Here is a 16,302-nt window from a genome sequence, read left to right as displayed (position 1 = left end):
GCGGCCCTGTTTTTTGCCTACTGGCCCTGCTTACCACGATGACCGGGAACCCTATGCCGCCGTTACCGTAGCGACAGATATCTGCTCCCTTCCCGCAAAGCGATACAAAATCAAATAACGACACCATATTTTGTGTTTGATATTAATTTCCGTATCGCTTATAAAGTCCTCCATGCCTACGACAAAACACAAGGCGGGAGACCCCCCATGTACGCACAGCTTGTAGAAACCGGAGTAAAGCGCATCAAGGACCTCTCCGAGATGTCCGACCAGGAACGCGCTTTCCAGGAAAAAATCGACGCCGAAATCAAGATCGAAGCCAAGAACTGGATGCCCGACGCCTACCGTCAAACCCTGATCCGCCAGATCTCCCAACACGCCCACTCGGAAATCGTCGGCATGCTGCCCGAGGGCAACTGGGTCACCCGCGCCCCCACCCTCAAACGCAAGCTGCAACTGATGGCCAAGATCCAGGACGAAGCCGGCCACGGCCTGTACCTCTACAGCGCCATGGAAACCCTGGGCGCCGACCGCGACGAAGAAATCGCCAAGCTCCACAGCGGCAAGGCCAAGTACTCCAGCATCTTCAACTACCCCACCCTGAACTGGGCCGACATGGGCGCAGTAGGCTGGCTGGTAGACGGCGCCGCCATCGTCAATCAGGTGGTACTGCAGCGCACCTCCTACGGCCCCTACTCCCGGGCCATGGTGCGCATCTGCAAGGAAGAAAGCTTTCACCAGCGCCAGGGCTACGAACTGCTGCTGACCATGATGCGCCAGGGCACCCAGGCGCAAAAAGACATGGTCCAGGACGCGATCAACCGCCTCTGGTGGCCATCGCTGATGATGTTCGGCCCCAGCGACGAACACTCCCCCAACAGCGCCCAGTCCATGGCCTGGAAAATCAAGCGCCAGAGCAACGACGAACTGCGCCAGCGCTTCATCGACCAGACCATCCCGCAGCTGGAGCTGCTGGGCTGCACCTGCCCCGACCCGGACCTGAAGTGGAACGCCGAACGCGGCCATTACGATTTCGGCGAGATCCAGTGGAGCGAGTTCTACGAAGTGCTCAAGGGCAACGGCCCGTGCAACCAGGAACGCGTCGCCACCCGCCGCAAGGCGATTGAAGACGGTGCCTGGGTACGCGAAGCCGCCGTCGCCCACGCCCGTAAAAAACAGAACAAGAACGCCGCCTGACCGGCCACCTGATGTGGAGTCACCGTTATGTCTGAATGGACCCTGTTTGAAGTCTTCGTGCGCAGCAAGCACGGCCTGAATCACAAGCATGTGGGCAGCGTGCATGCCGCCGACACCACCATGGCCATCGAAAACGCCCGGGAGCTGTACACCCGCCGCAGTGAAGGCGTGAGCCTGTGGGTAGTGCCTTCCGCGCTGATCACCGCCTCGTCGCCGGACGAGAAAGACCCGCTGTTCGACCCGGCCGATGACAAGGTCTACCGCCACGCCAGCTTCTACGAGTTGCCGGCCGAAGTCGGGCATATGTGAGGTCGACCATGAACCCTGAAACCGATCTGATCGAATACCTGCTGCGCCTCGGCGACAGCGCCCTGATCCAGGGCCAGCGCCTGTGCCAGTGGTGCGGCCATGCGCCGGCGCTGGAAGAAGAACTGGCACTGATGAACGTCGGCCTCGACCTGGTGGGCCAGGCGCGCAACTGGCTGGAATACGCCGCCGAGCTGCTGGACGACGGGCGCGACGCCGATCACCTGGCCTTCCGCCGGGATGAGCGGGCCTATCGCAACCTGCTGCTGGTGGAACAACCCAACGGCGACTACGCGGTGACCATCCTCAAGCAATTCCTGTATGACGCCTGGCACTTGCCGGTGTTGAGCGGCCTGGCCCAATCCAGCGACGAACGCATCGCCGGCATCGCGGCCAAGGCGGTGAAGGAAGTCACCTATCACCTGCGCCGCTCCGGCGAGTGGGTGGAGCGCCTGGGAGACGGCACCGAGGAAAGCCATAAACGCATGCTCGCGGCGATCCCCGAGCTGTGGCGGTTCACCGTGGAACTGACCGGCGCCGACGACAGTGAACAGCGCCTGCACGCCGCCGGCATTACGCCGGACGCCGCTCAGGTTGCCGCAGCGTGGCAGACCCAGGTCAGCGAAATCTTTACCAGCGCCACCCTGCCCCTGCCGCCTGCTGCGAGCTATTTCTACCTGGATGCACGCCGCGGTTTGCACAGCGAGCACTTGGGAATTTTGTTGGCGGAAATGCAGTTTTTGCCCCGAGCGTACCCCGATGCAACCTGGTGAGCTGATCGCCAGCGACCAGGGCGCACGCCCGGCGCAACCCACCGACCTGGCTGCCGCGTGGGCCACCCTGGCGCAGGTCATGGACCCGGAAGTGCCGGTGGTGAGCGTGGTCGACCTGGGCATAGTGCGCGACCTGGACTGGCAGGCCGGCCACTTGCATGTGGTGGTCACGCCGACCTACTCCGGCTGCCCCGCCACCGAAGTGATCGAGGGCGACATCCGCGATGCATTGGAGCTGGCAGGTTTCCGCGCGCCGCAACTGGAACGCAAGCTGACCCCGGCCTGGACCACCGACTGGATCACCAGCAGCGGCCGCGAACGCCTGCGGGCCTACGGCATCGCACCGCCCCAAGGCAGTAGCAGCAAACGCAGCCTGCTGGGAGAAAGCCCGGTGATTGCCTGCCCGCAATGCGGCAGCACCCACACCGAAGTGCTCAGCGAATTCGGCTCCACCGCCTGCAAGGCGCTGCACCGCTGCCGCGATTGCCTGGAACCGTTCGACTATTTCAAGTGCATCTGAGGGGCCAGCGGCCCGCTTGGTTGGAGAACAACAATGAGCAAATTTCACAGCCTGACCATCAAGGATGTGCGCAACGAGACCCGTGACGCGGTGTCCATCGCCTTCGAGATTCCGCAGCACTTGCAAGACAGCTTCCACTTCACCCAGGGCCAGCACCTGGTGATGCGCACCCAGCTGGATGGCGAGGAAGTGCGCCGTTCCTATTCGATCTGCACCGGGGTCAATGACGGCGAACTGCGCATCGCCATCAAGCGCGTGGCCGGTGGACGGTTCTCCGCTTTTGCCAATGAGCAGCTCAAGGCCGGGCACAGCCTGGAAGTGATGCCGCCCGCCGGGCATTTTCATGTGGACCTTGATCCGGCTCGCCACGGCCATTACCTGGCAGTGGCGGCCGGCAGCGGTATCACGCCGATCCTGTCGATCATCAAGACCACCCTGCAAACCGAGCCCCACAGCCGCGTGACGCTGCTGTACGGCAACCGTTCCAGCTCCGGTGCACTGTTTCGCGAACAGCTGGAAGACCTGAAGAACCGCTACCTGCAGCGCCTGAACCTGATCTTCGTGTTCAGCCGCGAGCAGCAGGATGTCGACCTTTACAACGGCCGCATTAATGCCGCGAAGTGCGAGCAACTGTTCTCCCGCTGGCTCGACGTGAAAGCCCTCGACGCGGCCTTTATCTGCGGCCCGCAGGAGATGACCGAGACCGTGCGCGACAGCCTCAAGGCCAAGGGCATGGCGCCGGAGCGCATCCATTTCGAACTGTTCGCCGCCGCCGGCAGCCAGCACAAGCGCGAGGCCCGCGAAGCGGCGCGGCAAGTGGATGCGGCGGTCAGCCAGATCACGGTGATCAGCGATGGCCGCGCCCTCGCCTTCGACCTGCCCCGCAACACTCAGAGCATCCTCGACGCGGGCAATGCCCAGGGCGCCGAGCTGCCGTATTCGTGCAAGGCCGGCGTGTGCTCCACCTGCAAATGCAAAGTCATCGAAGGCGAAGTGGAGATGGACAGCAACCACGCCCTCGAAGACTACGAAGTGGCCGCCGGCTATGTGCTGTCGTGCCAGGCATTCCCGGTCAGCGACAAGGTGGTACTGGATTTCGATCAGCTTTAAGGACACACCGCTCCTACAGGACGCAGGTTTAACCACAACAACAATAAAAAGGAGCACACCACCATGACCCCCGACGATATCGAGCGCATCCGTCGACATCCCGATTTCATCCAGTTGGTACGCCGCAAACAGAACCTGTACTGGTCGCTGTCGCTGATCATGCTGGTGATCTATTTCGGGTTTGTGCTGTTGGTGGCGTTCTCCCCGGCTACCCTCGGGCAGTCGTTGAGCGGCGGCGTGACCACCGTGGGCATGCTGGTGGGTGTGGTGATTGTGCTGCTGGCGTTCGCGCTGACCGGCTTTTATGTGTACCGCGCCAACCATGTGATCGACCCGCTGAACGACAAACTCAAGCAGGAGTGCACAGCATGAGCCGGCTGGTAGCGTGGTTTCTCCTGCCGCTGGCATTGGCCACGGACCTTGCAGTCGCCGCCGACGGCGCATCCCGGCCACTGAACTGGAACGCCATCGGCATGTTCCTGGTGTTCGTGCTGTTCACCCTCGGCGTGACTCGCTGGGCCGCCCTGCGCACCCGTTCCGCCAGCGACTTCTACACCGCCGGCGGCGGCATGAGCGGCTTCCAGAATGGCCTGGCGATTGCCGGCGACATGATCTCGGCGGCGTCATTCCTCGGCATCTCGGCGATGATGTTCCTCAACGGTTATGACGGCCTGCTCTACGCCCTGGGCGTGTTGGCCGGCTGGCCGATCATCCTGTTCCTGATCGCCGAGCGCCTGCGCAACCTGGGCAAGTACACGTTTGCCGATGTGGTGTCCTACCGCCTGGAGCAGACCCCGGTGCGCCTGACCTCGGCCTTCGGCACCCTGACCGTGGCGCTGATGTACCTGGTGGCGCAGATGGTGGGCGCCGGCAAGCTGATCGAGCTGCTGTTCGGCATCGACTACCTGTACGCGGTGATGCTGGTGGGCGTGCTGATGGTGTTCTACGTGACCTTCGGCGGCATGCTCGCCACCACCTGGGTGCAGATCATCAAGGCGGTGATGTTGCTGTTCGGTACCACCTTCATGGCATTCATGGTGCTCAAGCACTTTGGTTTCAGCACCGAGGCGATGTTCGCCGGGGCCACCGCCGCGCACGCCAAGGGCAGCGCGATCATGGCGCCGGGCGGCTTGCTGTCGAACCCGATCGATGCGATTTCCCTGGGGCTGGGCATGATGTTCGGCACCGCCGGGTTGCCGCATATCCTGATGCGCTTCTTTACCGTCAGCGACGCCAAGGAAGCGCGCAAGAGCGTGTTCTACGCCACCGGTTTCATTGGCTACTTCTACCTGCTGCTGATCATCGTCGGCTTCGGCGCCATCGTCATGGTGGGTACTGACCCAAGCTTCCGGGATGCCAACGGCGCGATCATCGGCGGCGGCAACATGATCGCCGTGCACCTGGCACAGGCCGTGGGCGGCAACCTGTTCCTCGGGTTCATTTCGGCGGTGGCCTTCGCGACCATCCTGGCCGTGGTCGCCGGGCTGGCGTTGTCCGGCGCGTCGGCGGTGTCCCACGACCTGTATGCCTGCGTGATCCGCAAGGGCCAGGCCAGCGAGCAGCAGGAAATCCGCGTGTCGCGCATCGCCACGCTGTGCATCGGCGTGCTGGCGATCATCCTCGGCCTGCTGTTTGAGTCGCAGAACATCGCGTTCCTGTCCGGCCTGGTACTGGCAATCGCCGCCTCGGTGAATTTCCCGGTGCTGTTCCTCTCGATGTACTGGAAGGGCCTGACCACCCGTGGCGCGGTGACCGGCAGCCTGGCGGGACTGGTCTCGGCCATCGTGCTGCTGGTGCTGAGCCCGGCGGTGTGGGTCAACGTACTGCATTACGACAAGGCGCTGTTCCCCTATTCCAACCCTGCCCTGTTTTCCATGAGCCTGGCGTTTTTCAGCGCCTGGGTCTTTTCCGTCACCGACCGCTCGCCCCGCGCTGCCGTTGAACGCGGGCGTTACCTGGCGCAGTTCATTCGCTCCATGACCGGCATTGGTGCCGCAGGCGCCAGCAAACACTAACTCTCATTTTCCAACCCGGAGGAATCGTGATGTCTCACGCCCCTACCCTGCAAAGTTTTATCGCTGGCCGCTGGATCGGCCAACACGGCGCCCAGGTGCTGCGCAGCGCCATTGACGGCCACGAGCTGGCACGCACTCACGAGGAGCGCCCGGACTTCGCCGAAGCCATCGAACACGGGCGCCGCCAGGGTGTCAGCGGGCTGATGGCCCTGGATTTCCAGCAGCGGGCCCAGCGCCTCAAGGCCATCGCGCTGTACCTGAGCGAGCGCAAGGAACAGCTCTATGCCCTCTCCCACCACAGCGGCGCGACCCGTGCCGACAGCTGGATCGATATCGAAGGCGGCAACAGCACGCTGTTCACCTACGCCAGCCTGGGCTCGCGGGAATTGCCGTCGGGCAATATCGTCCACGAAGGCCCGGCGATGCAGTTGAGCAAGCTCGGCAGCTTTGCCGGCACCCATATCCTGGTGCCTCGTGGCGGCCTGGTGGTGCACATCAACGCGTTCAACTTCCCGATCTGGGGCATGCTGGAAAAATTCGCCCCGAGTTTCCTGGCGGGCATGCCATGTATCGTCAAGCCGGCCAGCGCCACCAGCTACCTGACCGAAGCCGTGGTGCGCCTGATGGACGAATCCGGCCTGCTGCCACCCGGCAGCCTGCAACTGGTGATCGGCAGCACCGGCGACCTGCTCGACCGCCTGCAAGGCCAGGACGTGGTGACCTTCACCGGCTCCGCCGACACCGCCGCCAAGCTGCGGGTCAACCCGAACCTGATCCGCAACTCGGTGCCGTTCAACGCCGAGGCCGACTCGCTGAACTGCGCGATCCTCGCCCCGGACGTGAGCCCGGACGACGAAGAGTTCGAGCTGTTCATCAAGGAAGTCGCCCGGGAAATGACCACCAAGGCCGGGCAGAAATGCACCGCCATTCGCCGCGCCATCGTGCCGGCCAAACACATCGACGCCGTCGCCACCCGCCTGCGGGACCGCCTGAAAAAAGTTGTGGTGGGCGACCCGTCGGTGGAAGGCGTGCGCATGGGCGCACTGGCCTCCCACGACCAGCAGAAAGACGTGGCCGATCGCCTGGAAAGCCTGTTGCAGAGCAGCGACATGCTGTTCGGCGCCCGCGACGGCTTTGAACCCCGCGGTGAAAACGTCAGCCAGGGCGCGTTCTTCGCCCCGACCCTGCTGCAAGCCCGCGACCCGCATGCAGAAGGCGGCGCCCACGACATCGAGGCCTTCGGCCCGGTGAGCACGCTGATGGCCTACGACGACCTCGACGAAGCCCTGGCCCTGGCCGCACGCGGCAAAGGCAGCCTCGTCGCGAGCCTGATCACCAAAGACCCGCAGATCGCTGCCAAAGCCATCCCGGTGGCTGCCGCGTGGCACGGCCGCCTGCTGGTGCTCGACCGCGAATCCGCCGCCGAATCCACCGGCCACGGCTCGCCCCTGCCGCAACTCAAGCACGGCGGCCCGGGCCGCGCCGGTGGCGGCGAAGAACTCGGCGGCTTGCGCGCCGTGAAACACTACCTGCAACGCGCAGCCGTACAGGGCTCACCGACCATGCTGGCGGCGGTCACCGGCGAGTACGTACGCGGCGCCAAGGTCATCGAGACCGAAGTGCACCCGTTCCGCCGCTTCTTCCAGGACCTGCAGATTGGCGAATCGCTGCTGACCCACCGCCGCACCGTCACCGAGGCCGACCTGGTGAACTTCGGCTGCCTGTCGGGCGATCACTTCTACATGCACTTCGATGACATCGCCGCCAAGGAATCGCAATTCGGCAAACGCATTGCCCATGGTTACTTTGTGCTGTCGGCGGCGGCCGGGCTGTTTGTGTCTCCGGCACCGGGGCCGGTGCTGGCGAACTACGGACTGGACACCCTGCGGTTTATCAACCCGGTGGGCATTGGCGACACCATCCAGGCGCGGCTGACCTGCAAGCGCAAGATCGACCAAGGCAAGAAGAGCCCCCAGGGCATTCCGCAAGGCGTGGTGGCGTGGGATGTGGAGGTGACCAACCAGCTGGGTGAGCTGGTGGCCAGTTATGACATCTTGACGTTGGTGGTCAAACGCGAGGAGTGAGTGCTGAGACCAATGTGGGAGCTGTCGAGCCCCGGCGAGGCTGCGATGGGATCACCGCGCCGTACCTGCCAGACCGCGGCGCCTGCATCGCAGCCTCGCTGGGGCTCGACAGCTCCCACAGTTGATCTCAGTTGATCAGGAGCGTGTGTTCGTATCCCGTGACGTCCGGCGGTAAACCAGCGTATCGCGTACGCCGAAGTACTCGCAGCGCCGCGCGCCTTGAAGGGTTTCCACCCATTCAAACCCCGTTGCCTCAGCCAGTCGTTGACTGGATATGTTCGCCGAAGAAGTGGTCAGGCGCAGTGTGTGCCCGCTCAACTGCGAAACCAGAGCGTTCAATGCCTCCCTCATCAGCCCATGACCGGCGTGTGCCTGATTGCCCCAATAGCCAACTTCGTAGCTGTGAATCTCATCGGCCAGCGGCAGCAGGCCGATACAGCCCACCAATGCCTGGGGATCGTCGCGAGATAACAGGAAATACCGTTTCTCCCCGACAGGCGCATCGAAGTCTTTTGCCGCGCGCTGCAGGCTTTCCTGCGTGTCCTCCCGCGTCCAGTGCGGCTTGCTCCATACGAGAAACCGGCGGTGCAGTGCGTAGCTGGCGTTCAAGGCATCGGCGAGTTTTTCAGCGAGCGCCACATCAGGCGCAACCAGGGTCATCCGGTCAGTTTGCAGGGTTGTGGGCAGCGGCGCCTGCTGTTCAATGGTTTGCACCCACACGAATCCTTCGTCTTCACTGGGTGGTTCGAGCATGCTGAACACGCTTTTCAGCGCGTCCTCCGGCACCTTTTTGTCGGCATTGCGTTGGACATTTCGCGATAACGCCAGCTCCAGCGGTGCGCTCACCAGGATGCCGATCACCGGGACTGCATAGTGCCTCGCGATGGACAGCAGCTCCTGCCGATGACGACGCGCCGGCAAAGCAGCATCGAAGACGATTGCGCCGTGCCCCAATCGCTCAAGGTTTTCCGCCACCCAGCGAGATTTGCCCGCCCCCTGCACGCCCATGACCACGTACACATGAGTGCCCTTTGCCGCCTGTGACAGCTCGTGCCTCAACCGCGCATACGCGAGCTGCCATGCCTGTCGATTTCGTTCAGGCGTGAATTCCCTGCCGAACTCGGTTTCCAGATAGTCGTCAGGGTTGATCACCAAGGGCAAGTCCATCGACCGATCCTCCATCAAAAAGGCACGTCACCCAACATCGTCGCGCGGTGCATCACCCGCCTTTGCGGTCGGTAATCATCAATCGCGTAATGCTGGGTAATGCGGTTATCCCAGAACGCTACATCATTCGCCTTCCATCGCCAACGCACGGTGAATTCCGGACGGCTCACGTGGCTGAACAATAACCGCAACAACGCATCACTTTCCGCCGCCTCAAGCTCATTGATCCGCGTGGTAAAGCCTTCATTCACAAACAACGCCTTGCGCCCGGTGGCAGGATGCGTCCTGACCACCGGGTGTGACAGCGGCGGGTGATCCTTCCGGGCTTTTTCGTAGCGCGCCAATGCTTCGGGCGTGCTGCCGAAGCGCTCGGTGGGAAATGATTTGGTCAATTCGTGGGTGGCGGTCAGGCCGTCGAGCAGTTGCCTGACGGGGGCCGATAACCCTTCAAACGCAGCCACGCCATTGGCCCACAACGTATCCCCGCCGAACGCAGGCACTTGCCTGGCCGCCAACACGGAGCCCATCGCCGGTGCGGCGAGGAAGGTCACATCGGTGTGCCAGATGGCGTTGTCGCGGACATCGGTCACGGCGGTGTCGATCAGCAGCAGTTCCGGGTGCCGGTCAACGTGCGGGTAAATCGGATGCCGGTGCAAATCACCAAACCGCGCGGCAAATGCCACGTGCTGCCCGGGGGTAATGGCCTGGTTACGGAAGAACAACACCTGGTGCTGCAGCAGTGCTTGCTCCACCCAGTCGTGTTGTTGATCCGTCAGAGGCAGGGCCATATCCAGCCCCTCAACCTCGGCGCCGATGGTAGGGCCAAGGGGATGAAGCGTCAGGCCCATGATTATTCTCCGATGAACTTGTCGCTGACGAAGGCGGAATAGTCAGGCAGGACCTTTTCGATTTTTCCCTGCTCTTTCAGAAATTCGGCGGTCTTGCCGATTTCCCTGGCGGTGCCACCGGCGAGGTATTGCGCGCTTTTTTGTTCGGCGGCCGTCGGGAACGACGAGCCTTCGAGCAGCTCGGGAATGTCCGCAGCGTTGGCGCCTGTGAGTCGGGCGATGCTCTTCACGGGGGCAGAATCAGCGGTCCAGTCTTTTTTATGCGCGGCGTAATCGGCAATCGCCGCCAGGCTGACCCTGGCAAAATCGGCAACGACCTTCGGATTCTTTTCAGCGAAATCCTTGCGCGCTACCCACACCTCAAAGGTCGGGGCGCCCCAGTTGGAAACTTCGGCAGCATCCGTGAGGATCTTGCCGGTCTTGCGGATTTCACCCAGGGCAGGCGACCAGGTAAACGCCCCGTCGATATCGCCGCGGGCCCAGGCGGCGGTGATTTGTGCCGGTGTCAGGTTGACGATGTTGACTTTGCGCGGGTCCAGGTTCCAGTGCTTCAGCGCGCCCAGCAGGCTGTAATGGGAGGTCGACACAAAGGGCACGGCGATGGTTTTGCCGATCAGGTCATCAGGGGTCTTGATCCCGCTGCCGTCGCGAACCACCAGGGCCTCGGAACTGCGAATCTGCGCGCTGACAATGAACGCCACCAGCGGCATGTTTCGCGAAGCCGCCGCGGCCAACGGGCTGGAACCCAGGTTGCCGATCTGCACATCACCGGAAGCCATGGCGGCCAGGACGGCCGGGCCCGCGTCGAATCTGCGCCAATCGATCTTCTGGCCGATACCTTTTTCATATTCGCCATCGGCGATGGCGCGTTTGATCGGGTCGATGCCGTTGATGTAGCCGATGGTGAGGTCAGCGGATTGAGCGCTTAGGGAGAGGACAGCGAGGCCCGCGGCCGAGAGGAGGTTGCGGGCCAGTTTCAGCGTGTTCATTTTTATAGATTCCTGAGCGGATAAGACTTGAACAGCGCGGACTCCGGCTCTCCAAGGGTCAACTCAGTTAGATGATATTGATCTATAAAAAATAAAATAAATAATTTTATGGAATTAGCTTAGAGCTTCTGCAGGAGCGATCAAGCTCGCTCCTGCAGGGTCATGTCACTCTTGAACATCCATGAACTCTTTGGCCCAGCTCACGTAGGTGTCGGGGAACGTGTAGGTGTGGGTCAGTTCGCTGGCGGTCAGGTTTGATGTGCTGCGCGTGAGATTGCGCTGTTCGCGAAGGCTGTCGTAGGTGGCCTTGATCGAGGCGAAGTACGCGCCGTGCCCGGCAACCACAATCCGCACACCCAATTTGGCCAGGCGTTCGTTGTCATTGAGATGCGGGTTGGCGTAGGTCACCAGCATCAACGGCACCGTCAGGCCTTCGGCGATCTGTTCAAGGTGGTCGAAGTCACGGACACCCACCATGCAGATGCCGTCTGCGCCAGCCTCTTGATACGCCTTGGTGCGATGGATAACGTCTTCCACCGGCAATACGGCGGCGTTGGTCCGGGCGATGATCGAAAGCTGCGGATCGACCCGGGCCTCCAGGGCCGCCTTGACCTTGCCCACGCCCTCTTCCGTGCTGATGAGGTCGGTGGATTTGCGCCCGAACTGCGCGGGCAGCAGGGTATCTTCAATGGTCAGCGCCGAGACGCCAGCACGCTCCAGTTCCTGGACGGTGCGCATCACGTTCAGTGCATTTCCGTAGCCGTGGTCGGCGTCGGCGATCACCGGAAGCTGCGCCACCCGGCCGATGCGGGTGGCCTGCTCGACGAACTCACTCAGGGTAATCAGCGCGAAGTCCGGTGCAGCCAGGACCTGTAATGACGCCACCGAGCCTCCCAGGATGCCGACTTCGAAGCCCAGGTCTGCAGCGATCCTGGCGGACATCGGGTCGAACACCGAGGCGGTGTGAAAGCAGTGTTGGGAGGCCAGCAGCTCGCGAAACGAGCGCCGTAGATCCTGGTGGGAAATTTTCGACATGTTCACTCCTCACTGTCGCCGTATACGCGGGAACGACCAGTGCCAATTCAAAAGTAAGGCTAGCGTATCACGCCGGAAAAAGATGGTTGATGACGTTTGAGAAACTTATACATCACGCTTGGCGGGGGGAAGCCCGCCGCCATTACTTCAACCGTCCCGCCTCACCCAGCCAGGTTGACGCGCCCTGTTGCAACCATTCGGTGGCGGCGGGATTGTGTTTGACCCGGCTATCCAGGAACGCCACACCCATGGCCTGAATCGCGGCCACCTGCTTGGGGTCCGGCGCCGGTTCGCCCGCCATCGGGCCGCCGCCAGGTTTGGCGCCGTGCTTGTGCCCTCGACCCTTGGGCGCGTCGCCAGACGAAGCACTGCCCTTGTCGGCCTTTTTCGCCGGCCGGCTGAACAGCTCGCTCCCGGACAAGGTCTTGTGCGTCGCACTGTTCAACTCCAGCTGAACACTGCCCGCCGCTGTCACCGACTCGCCCAACACCTCTCGCTGACGGTAAGAGCTGACCCAGTTGAACGGGTCTTCATCCTGCTGGCCGGTCATCGACAGCACGGGCGTCGTTATCCGGGCGAACACGTCCGGCCGGGCATCGGCGTCCACATAAGGGCTGAGCAGCAACACCGCCTTGGGTTGAATCCCGACGCCCGGGGTGGCCCCGGGCTCCAGCGCCCCGGCGAGTGCCTCAGCGGTCTGCGCGCCAAAATCAAAGCCGGCCACCACCACCTGGTTCCAGTCGATGGCCGCCAGTTGCGCGTCGCCTTTGGCGGCCCGTGCCCGAACTTCGCTCAGGACTTTCTGCAAGATCGACAGCCTGTCACGCAGGGCGGCGGCGGAGTAATGACTGCTCGCCATCCCGCGAAAGTCGCCATATAACGCCTGCTGCGAGGCAAAGATCGACTGATCATGGGCGGGTTCCTGAACCGACAACACCGCATAACCGGCCTGCGCCCAAGCCTTGCGCCACGCCACCCCGCCCGAGGCCGGCTCACCCAAACCCGGCAAGTAGATAATCAGCGGCAGGCGCTCATGGGTCACCGGTGCCAGCCACGCAACGTTCACCGATTGCTTGTCGAGCTGCCAGGTCGCGCCCCAGCCGGACGTTTCATAATGGGACGGTTGATACGCGGTGCTCAGTTCCTTGTTGACCCGCTCGCTGAATTCGGCCCGCGGGTTTGGCGGATCGCCCGCACACCCCGCAATCAATCCCAGGCTGCCCACCAGGGCGCTCACCGCCAGCCAGTACCGAGGTTGAAGGTTCATTCGATTCACACCGCCGTTCAGTTCAAGGTAACTGGCAGCCTAACCGACCCGCCGGCGAACGCAGCACCCGCGCAGGTAAAGAATGGGTAAAGCGTGACGGCACGATGGCCCTCTTCGCGGGTCTTTGTTTTATCAAAGCCGGAAAAATTTCAAGGAGACGCCTGTGAGCATCAGCGACAATCCCGAGGACTATCAGGATCTCAAGCGGGCCGTCGGTTTGTTGGAGTCACCCTCCCTGACGGCCAGGCTGTCCGGCATGATCGGCTCCCCGATTGAAAGCGCGGTAAAGGCATTGCCGGGGGTGGTTTCCAAACGGATCAATGGCGCGGTGGCGGCAGCGCTGCATTCATCCGCCGGCGCGGCGCTGAAAAGCCTCGACAACAGTCCGAGAAAACCGGCCTCGACCCGGCTGCACAAGGCTTTTGCGGCCACCTCGGGCGCCATCGGCGGGGCCTTCGGTTTCGCGGCGCTGTTTATCGAGCTGCCGATCTCCACCACCATCATGATGCGCGCGGTCGCCGACGTGGCGCGCAGCGAGGGTTTCGACCTGGGCGACTTTTCGACCAAACAAGCCTGCATCGAGGTGTTTGCCATGGGTGGCACCAGCCAGGCCGATGATGCAACGGAGACCGGTTACTACATGACCCGCAGCTTCACCACCCAGGCCATGCAACAACTGTCCAAGGAGCTGGCGGGGATCGCCGCCAAGCAGGGCTCCAAGGCCATCAGCAGCTTGTCCCCGGGCCAAGCCGGGAAATGGCTGGCGATCCTCATCGATAAAGTCGCGACACGTTTTGGCTTTACCATTTCCAGCAAGTTCGCAGCCCAGGCCGTTCCCGTGATAGGCGCCTTTACCGGGGCGACAATCAATGCACTGTTCACCCACTTCTACCAGGACATGGCGCGGGGGCACTTCATCGTTAAACGGCTGGAAGAGAAATATGGTTTTGAGCCCATCAAGGATGCGTACATGGCCATCAAGGCGGCGCCACGGGTGAACTAGAAGCGCGGAAATGCCGGAAAAATTTTTAATGCCGTGCATCCACTTCGCTGCCCCGCGCGTACATTCATCCGCAGGGCGCAAGAATTAGGGAGATACGCAGGAAGAGATCACCCGGACGCCATACCCTTGAGCTATCTGATGAATAGAAAAACAACATCATAATGATGGCACTGTCTGATACCTTGTTGTACGAACATAACCACTTTGAGGATTGTCATGGGCGAAGGCGCTCCTATTCCGCCGAATGAAATTGAACGGCTAAAAGAGGTCGCGAAATTTTGTCCAACCGACAGCGATAGTGATGATGTATTTGAAAAGATCGTCGAGATGGCGTCTGCCTATTACAACGCCCCCATCGCACTGATTTCAATTGTCGATAAACACCGGCAATGGTTCAGGGCACGCGTGGGAATTACAGAAACGCAGACACCGCGAGAAGTGTCTTTTTGCGCCTACTCTACCCTGGACAACGCCCTGCTGGAGGTGTCGGACGCAACGCTGGATGCCCGCTTTAAAGACAATCCCCTGGTCACGGGGCCGCCGCATATTCGTTATTACGCGGGCGCGCCATTGATCACGGAGGATGGCTTTACCCTGGGAAGTCTCTGCATCATTGATACTGTCCCCCGCCCTCCCATGAGCGAGCGTGACAGTGCAATGCTCAACGACTTTGCCGAGCTGGTCATGATGCGCATACAGGGCATGCGGTCCCGCAACTTCGTAGACCAACCGACTGGGCTATTCAATCGACTCAGGCTTGAGGAAGATATACGTCAAGCGCTTAAGCTTGAAAACGCGTGCCATGTGTACGCAGTTGACATTATCTCGCCAAAGTTTCTCAACGATATTGTAAAGGCCCTGGGCTACAGCTTTGCCGGAGACCTGGTTCTGGCGATCAAATCTCGCCTGCAAAACCTGTTACCCGCGCAGTGCCTGCTTTACAAAATCAGCCCGACGCGGTTTGGCTTCATCCTAGAGGAGAATCAAACCACCGAGCACATCTGCGAAAGTATTCTCAAGGACTTCAAAAAGCCTGTTGAATGCCACGGCATCCCCATCCTCATGCAAGTCGGGATTGGCGTGCTGCCCATTCACCATTCCGGCCCGCAAGACTGGCTACGCCTGCTGGTGAGTGCGGCAGATGAGGCGCGTGACCGCAAGCTGGGCTGGTCTCTTTATGAACCCCAGTTTGATGCAGCTCAACAACGCGCGTTCATGTTGCTGAGTTCGTTGCCGGAAGCGGTCAGCTGCGACAAACAGTTCAGCCTGGTGTATCAGCCCAAAGTCAAACTGCCCTCGGGAAGCTGTGATTCGGTAGAGGCATTGCTACGCTGGACCCATCCGTTGCTTGGCCCCATCAGCCCTGCCGAGTTCATCCCCCTGGCCGAAAAAACCGCGTTGATACCGTCCGTTGGATTATGGGTGCTCAACGCAATCATCCGGCAAGCCGCAGCCTGGAAAGCACAAGGCGTGCGCCTGCGAATAGCGATGAACATTACCGTCAGCGATCTGGAAAGCTCCGAGTTCGTGGACGCGATGATTGATGAGCTTCACCGGCATGACCTTGACCCTGCCGACTTTGAACTTGAGTTTACCGAAAGCATGTTGATGACCAACCCTGAGGAAGTCATCCGGCAACTGCAGCGCGTTCGGCAGATTGGCATAGAGGTCGCGGTTGATGATTTCGGCACGGGCTACAGCAACTGGGCGTACCTGAAGGAACTGCCGGCCACTACCGTCAAGCTGGATCAATCATTGATCAGCGGGCTGGGCAGCAATCAAAATGACAAGCAGTTGGTTAAAACCCTGATAGGCCTGGCGAAAGGGCTCGGCTACCGAGTCGTTGCCGAAGGCGTAGAAAACCAGGAAATCCTCGACCTCTTGATACAGTGGGGATGTTCCGAAGCGCAGGGCTACCTGATAGCAAAGCCCATGACCGCAACGGACCTGGAAACCTGGATAAGCCAGGGCCGCTAGCGAACAGGCCC

At 61.5% G+C, this 16,302-nt stretch carries 15 protein-coding genes; 10 read left to right on the top strand and 5 right to left on the bottom strand.

Annotated features, from left to right (window positions below):
* Window positions 1–207: 207 nt before the first annotated feature.
* The 8 genes from paaA to paaZ all read left to right on the top strand — a co-directional run bounded on the left by paaA (window position 208) and on the right by paaZ (window position 8,005).
* On the top strand, window positions 208–1,197 hold the full coding sequence (paaA, locus tag HX801_RS10745; protein WP_003208897.1) for a 1,2-phenylacetyl-CoA epoxidase subunit PaaA: 990 nt from the start codon (window positions 208–210) through the stop codon (window positions 1,195–1,197).
* 27 nt (window positions 1,198–1,224) lie between these two features.
* Window positions 1,225–1,506 (top strand): 1,2-phenylacetyl-CoA epoxidase subunit PaaB, encoded by a 282-nt coding sequence (gene paaB, locus HX801_RS10740; protein WP_003208899.1) that lies wholly within the window; start codon window positions 1,225–1,227, stop codon window positions 1,504–1,506.
* A gap of 8 nt (window positions 1,507–1,514) precedes the next feature.
* Window positions 1,515–2,276, top strand: a complete 762-nt coding sequence (gene paaC / locus HX801_RS10735; RefSeq protein WP_003208901.1) for a 1,2-phenylacetyl-CoA epoxidase subunit PaaC — start codon at window positions 1,515–1,517, stop codon at window positions 2,274–2,276.
* The gene (gene paaD / locus HX801_RS10730) at window positions 2,263–2,796 is read left to right on the top strand and encodes a 1,2-phenylacetyl-CoA epoxidase subunit PaaD (protein WP_003208903.1); all 534 of its coding nucleotides are present in this window, start codon (window positions 2,263–2,265) and stop codon (window positions 2,794–2,796) included. Before paaC ends, paaD begins: the two co-directional genes overlap by 14 nt.
* Before the next feature lie 33 nt (window positions 2,797–2,829).
* Window positions 2,830–3,906, top strand: a complete 1,077-nt coding sequence (paaE, locus tag HX801_RS10725) for a 1,2-phenylacetyl-CoA epoxidase subunit PaaE (RefSeq protein ID WP_177022050.1) — start codon at window positions 2,830–2,832, stop codon at window positions 3,904–3,906.
* 63 nt (window positions 3,907–3,969) lie between these two features.
* The gene (locus HX801_RS10720; protein WP_003208907.1) at window positions 3,970–4,278 is read left to right on the top strand and encodes a DUF485 domain-containing protein; all 309 of its coding nucleotides are present in this window, start codon (window positions 3,970–3,972) and stop codon (window positions 4,276–4,278) included.
* Complete coding sequence (locus HX801_RS10715) at window positions 4,275–5,921, top strand: cation acetate symporter (protein ID WP_177022049.1); 1,647 nt, start codon at window positions 4,275–4,277, stop codon at window positions 5,919–5,921. The genes HX801_RS10720 and HX801_RS10715 overlap by 4 nt, the downstream gene beginning before the upstream one ends.
* A gap of 29 nt (window positions 5,922–5,950) precedes the next feature.
* A complete protein-coding gene (gene paaZ, locus HX801_RS10710) occupies window positions 5,951–8,005 on the top strand; it encodes a phenylacetic acid degradation bifunctional protein PaaZ (RefSeq protein ID WP_177009351.1) in 2,055 nt (684 codons plus the stop codon).
* A 135-nt stretch (window positions 8,006–8,140) separates the two neighbouring features.
* Here paaZ and HX801_RS10705 read toward each other — a convergent pair whose 3' ends face one another.
* From HX801_RS10705 to HX801_RS10685, 5 genes are all read right to left on the bottom strand, one after another.
* The gene (locus HX801_RS10705) at window positions 8,141–9,172 is read right to left on the bottom strand and encodes a GNAT family N-acetyltransferase (protein WP_177022048.1); all 1,032 of its coding nucleotides are present in this window, start codon (window positions 9,170–9,172) and stop codon (window positions 8,141–8,143) included.
* A 14-nt stretch (window positions 9,173–9,186) separates the two neighbouring features.
* Window positions 9,187–10,020, bottom strand: a complete 834-nt coding sequence (gene tauD, locus HX801_RS10700; RefSeq protein WP_003208917.1) for a taurine dioxygenase — start codon at window positions 10,018–10,020, stop codon at window positions 9,187–9,189.
* 2 nt (window positions 10,021–10,022) lie between these two features.
* The gene (tauA, locus tag HX801_RS10695; protein ID WP_177022047.1) at window positions 10,023–11,009 is read right to left on the bottom strand and encodes a taurine ABC transporter substrate-binding protein; all 987 of its coding nucleotides are present in this window, start codon (window positions 11,007–11,009) and stop codon (window positions 10,023–10,025) included.
* 165 nt (window positions 11,010–11,174) lie between these two features.
* A complete protein-coding gene (locus HX801_RS10690; RefSeq protein ID WP_003208921.1) occupies window positions 11,175–12,044 on the bottom strand; it encodes an oxaloacetate decarboxylase in 870 nt (289 codons plus the stop codon).
* Window positions 12,045–12,186: 142 nt separating this feature from the next.
* Window positions 12,187–13,311, bottom strand: a complete 1,125-nt coding sequence (locus tag HX801_RS10685) for an alpha/beta hydrolase (protein ID WP_177022046.1) — start codon at window positions 13,309–13,311, stop codon at window positions 12,187–12,189.
* Window positions 13,312–13,474: 163 nt separating this feature from the next.
* Between HX801_RS10685 and HX801_RS10680 the strand changes: the two genes are divergently transcribed.
* Window positions 13,475–14,314: an EcsC family protein gene (locus HX801_RS10680; RefSeq protein ID WP_177022045.1), complete on the top strand. Its 840-nt coding sequence runs from the start codon at window positions 13,475–13,477 to the stop codon at window positions 14,312–14,314.
* Window positions 14,315–14,530: 216 nt separating this feature from the next.
* Window positions 14,531–16,291 (top strand): EAL domain-containing protein, encoded by a 1,761-nt coding sequence (locus HX801_RS10675; RefSeq protein WP_003208926.1) that lies wholly within the window; start codon window positions 14,531–14,533, stop codon window positions 16,289–16,291.
* Window positions 16,292–16,302 lie beyond the last annotated feature (11 nt).

Origin of the sequence: Pseudomonas sp. G1002, from assembly GCF_013385455.1 — a bacterium.
In the GTDB taxonomy this organism is placed as follows: Bacteria; Pseudomonadota; Gammaproteobacteria; order Pseudomonadales; family Pseudomonadaceae; genus Aquipseudomonas.
The sequence above is the reverse complement of the archived record's forward strand: the minus strand, read 5'-3'. Positions and strand labels throughout refer to the sequence as shown.

Excerpts from the sequence above, each read along its gene's own strand:
- paaD (WP_003208903.1), top strand. The coding sequence starts at position 2,263 with ATGCAACCTGGTGAGCTGATCGCCAGCGACCAGGGCGCACGCCCGGCG.
- HX801_RS10685 (WP_177022046.1), bottom strand. The coding sequence starts at position 13,311 with ATGAACCTTCAACCTCGGTACTGGCTGGCGGTGAGCGCCCTGGTGGGC.
- paaZ (WP_177009351.1), top strand. The coding sequence starts at position 5,951 with ATGTCTCACGCCCCTACCCTGCAAAGTTTTATCGCTGGCCGCTGGATC.
- HX801_RS10705 (WP_177022048.1), bottom strand. The coding sequence starts at position 9,172 with ATGGACTTGCCCTTGGTGATCAACCCTGACGACTATCTGGAAACCGAG.
- HX801_RS10720 (WP_003208907.1), top strand. The coding sequence starts at position 3,970 with ATGACCCCCGACGATATCGAGCGCATCCGTCGACATCCCGATTTCATC.
- HX801_RS10715 (WP_177022049.1), top strand. The coding sequence starts at position 4,275 with ATGAGCCGGCTGGTAGCGTGGTTTCTCCTGCCGCTGGCATTGGCCACG.
- tauA (WP_177022047.1), bottom strand. The coding sequence starts at position 11,009 with ATGAACACGCTGAAACTGGCCCGCAACCTCCTCTCGGCCGCGGGCCTC.
- paaB (WP_003208899.1), top strand. The coding sequence starts at position 1,225 with ATGTCTGAATGGACCCTGTTTGAAGTCTTCGTGCGCAGCAAGCACGGC.
- HX801_RS10690 (WP_003208921.1), bottom strand. The coding sequence starts at position 12,044 with ATGTCGAAAATTTCCCACCAGGATCTACGGCGCTCGTTTCGCGAGCTG.
- paaE (WP_177022050.1), top strand. The coding sequence starts at position 2,830 with ATGAGCAAATTTCACAGCCTGACCATCAAGGATGTGCGCAACGAGACC.
- paaA (WP_003208897.1), top strand. The coding sequence starts at position 208 with ATGTACGCACAGCTTGTAGAAACCGGAGTAAAGCGCATCAAGGACCTC.
- paaC (WP_003208901.1), top strand. The coding sequence starts at position 1,515 with ATGAACCCTGAAACCGATCTGATCGAATACCTGCTGCGCCTCGGCGAC.
- tauD (WP_003208917.1), bottom strand. The coding sequence starts at position 10,020 with ATGGGCCTGACGCTTCATCCCCTTGGCCCTACCATCGGCGCCGAGGTT.
- HX801_RS10675 (WP_003208926.1), top strand. The coding sequence starts at position 14,531 with ATGGGCGAAGGCGCTCCTATTCCGCCGAATGAAATTGAACGGCTAAAA.